Origin of the sequence: Curtobacterium sp. B8 (genome assembly GCF_000333315.1) — a bacterium.
Taxonomy (GTDB): Bacteria; Actinomycetota; Actinomycetes; order Actinomycetales; family Microbacteriaceae; genus Curtobacterium; species Curtobacterium luteum.
Genome location: NZ_BACW01000475.1, coordinates 1 through 3,103 on the forward strand (window position 1 = coordinate 1; position 3,103 = coordinate 3,103).

Annotated in this window: 2 protein-coding genes; both read right to left on the bottom strand. The window is 72.8% G+C overall.

The window, feature by feature from the left end; translation table 11 throughout:
- The coding region (locus I59_RS12115; RefSeq protein ID WP_031273711.1) for a helicase HerA-like domain-containing protein at positions 1-1,973 on the bottom strand (1,973 nt) is incomplete at its 3' end.
- Between the two features lie 173 nt (positions 1,974-2,146).
- The coding region (locus tag I59_RS12120) for an MFS transporter (protein ID WP_031273712.1) at positions 2,147-3,103 on the bottom strand (957 nt) is incomplete at its 5' end.

Consider the following 3,103-nt stretch of genomic DNA (forward strand, 5'->3'; position numbering starts at 1 on the left):
GACCCGAGCAGGTCCGACAGCGGATCCCCCGCCGAGCGCGTGGACGTCGTCCTCCGCGGGCTCGACCGCTTCGTCCGCCGTGCCTCCGCCGCCCGCTCGGCCCGCTCGAACTCCCGCTGCGCGCGCTCGTACTCCTGCTGCGCCGCCGACCGGTCCCGCTCTTCCTGCCGCTCCTTCGCGGCGGCCGCCTTCGCGGCGGCGGCCGCTTCCTTCGCGGCGGCGGCCGCAACCCGGGCCGCCTCCTTCTCCGCCTCGGCAGCCGCGGCGGCAGCGGCCTTCTCGGCATCGGCGGCGGCCGCCTCGGCCGCCGCGGCCTCCATCCGGCGCGCGAGCATCTCGTACGCCGAGTCGGGGTCCAGCCGCGTCCCGTAGGTCGCGAGGAGCGGCGATGCCTGCACCCGCGCGTCCAGGTCCGCCGCGGGCATCGGCTCCATCGATCCCTCCGGCGCTCGCAGGCGCGTCCACGCCACGGGGGTCGGCGCACCCTTCTCGTTCATCACGGTGACGACGGCCTCCCCCGTGGCCAATGACGTGAGGACCTCGCCGAGGTCGTAGTCGCTCGTCGGGTAGGTCGACACGGTGGCCCTGAGCGCCTTCGCATCGTCCGGGGTGTGCGCGCGGAGCTGGTGCTGGATGCGCGACCCGAGCTGCGCGAGGACGTCGTTCGGCACGTCCTTCGGCGTCTGCGTCACGAAGAAGATGCCGACGCCCTTCGAGCGGATGAGCCGCACGGTGCGCACGATCTGGTCCGTGAAGTCCTTCGATGCACCGGAGAAGAGCAGGTGCGCCTCGTCGAAGAAGAAGACGAGCTCCGGCTTGTCCTGGTCGCCGACCTCGGGGAGCTCGTTGAACAGGTCCGCCAGGAGCCACATGAGGAAGGTCGAGAACACCTGCGGCTGGTCCTGGACGCCCGGAACCTCGAGGAGGCTCACGACGCCGCGCCCGTCGGACGCCGTCCGGAGGAACTCGCGGGTGTCGATCTCCGGCTCACCGAAGAACTGGTCGGCGCCCTGGTCCGCGAAGGTGATGAGCTCACGGAGGATGACCCCGGCGGTCTGCTTCGACAGTCCCCCGAGCTCGGCGAGCTCCGCCTTGCCGGCGTCGCTGGTGAGGAACGTGAGCACGCTGCGGAGGTCCGAGAGGTCGACGAGCGGCAGCCCGGCCTGTTCCGCGTAGTGGAACACGAGACCGAGCGAGGACTCCTGCGTCTCGTTGAGGCCGAGCACCTTCGCCAACAGGAGCGGACCGAACCCCGACACGGTGGCCCGGATCGGGACGCCCGTGCCCTGTCCGCCGAGGCTGTAGAACTCCGCTTCGCTCGCGACGGCCTTCCAGTCCTGCCCGATGCCGGCCGTCCGAGCGAGCAGTTTCTCGCTCCCCGTCCCCGGGACCGCCAGGCCGGACAGGTCGCCCTTGACGTCGGCGGCGAAGACGGGGACGCCGTTCGCGGCGATCTGCTCGGCCAGCACCTGGAGCGTGCGGGTCTTGCCGGTCCCGGTCGCTCCGGCGACGAGCCCGTGGCGGTTCAGCATGCCGAGCGGGATCCGGACCTGGACGTCGGGCAGCGCGTCACCGTTGACGAGTGCGCCGAGCTCGAGGGCGCTCCCGTCCACCTGGTAGCCGTCCCGGACGGCGGCGACCGCGTCCGCGCCGAGCGGTCCGGTCACGTCCGCAGGGACGCCCTGCGTGCCACTGCCGGGAGGCGCGGCATCCGTCGCGGACGTCGTCCCACCCGGACCGGTGGTCGCCGACGCGGCGTCCCCGCCGCTGACCGCGGTCGACGGCGCGGGCGCAGGCACGGGCACGGGCACGGTCGCCGACGGCGCCTCGGCCTGGTCGCTCGACGCGGCCGCGAGCGCGGCTGCGAGTTCCTCGGCGCGTGCCGCGGCCTCGTCGGCCAGCCTCCGCGCCTCGTCCGCTGCGGCCTTCGCCGCCGCTGCCGCCGCCCGTGCCTGCTCCACCGCGTCGCTCATGCCGCTCAGCATACGAACGCGCGCGGTCGCCGGTTCGGCCCGGCCGTCGTCGGACAACGCCGCCGTCGTCAGACGACGCCGCCGTCGTCGGACGACAGCGGCGGCGTCGCTCCACAGCGACGACACGCGCTGCACCGGAACGACCGCCGGAACCGCCGACCCGCCGCCCGACGTCAGTGCGAGAGCGCCGGGACCGTCCGCGGTCGGACGACGGTCCAGAGCAGCACGACCGCGACGGCCGACGTGCACGCCATGACGGCTGCCATCGGGGTCGCCGTCGTGATGCCGATCAGGCCCACGACGGGCGAGATGATCCCGGCGACGCCGAAGTTCAGGGCACCGAGGAGGGACGCGGCGGTGCCGGCCTCCTTGCCGTGCGACGCGAGTCCGATCACCTGGACGAGCGGGAACGAGAAGCCGCAGGCCGCGATGAAGAACCACAGCGGCACGAGCACCCCGACGAGCCCTGCGCCGAGCTGGTCGAGCACGATGATCGCGACCGCGGCGAGGAACAGGGTCGCCGTCGAGCACGCGAGGATCCACTGCGGGCCGACGCGCTGCGCGATCCGGGAGGAGATCTGCACCCCGAGCACGACGCCGATCGAGTTCACCGCGAAGAGCAGGCCGTACTGCTGCGCGTTCAGCCCGTAGAGCCCCTGGAAGAGGAACGGCGACGCGCTGAGGTACGAGAACAGACCGCTGAACACCATCGCGCCGATGAGCGCGACGCCGACGAAGATGCGGTCGGAGAACAGCGCCTTGTACCGCTGGCGCACGCTGGAGTGCCCCGCCTCGTGACGCCGTGCCGGCGGCAGGGTCTCGACGATGAGCAGGACGGACGCGATCACCACGGCGAGGCCGTAGCAGGCCAGGAACACGAAGATGCCGTGCCAGCTCACGAACCGGAGCATCTGCGACCCGATGAGCGGGGCGAGGATCGGGGCGAGCCCGTTCACCATGGCCAGGCGCGAGAGCATCCGCACGAGCGGCTTGCCGCCGAACAGGTCGCGCACGGTCGCCATCGCCACGACACCACCGGCCGCGGCGCCCATGCCCTGCAGCACGCGGAACAGCGCGAGCACCTCCACGTTCGGCGCGAGCGCGCCACCGATCGAGGCCGCAACGTGCAG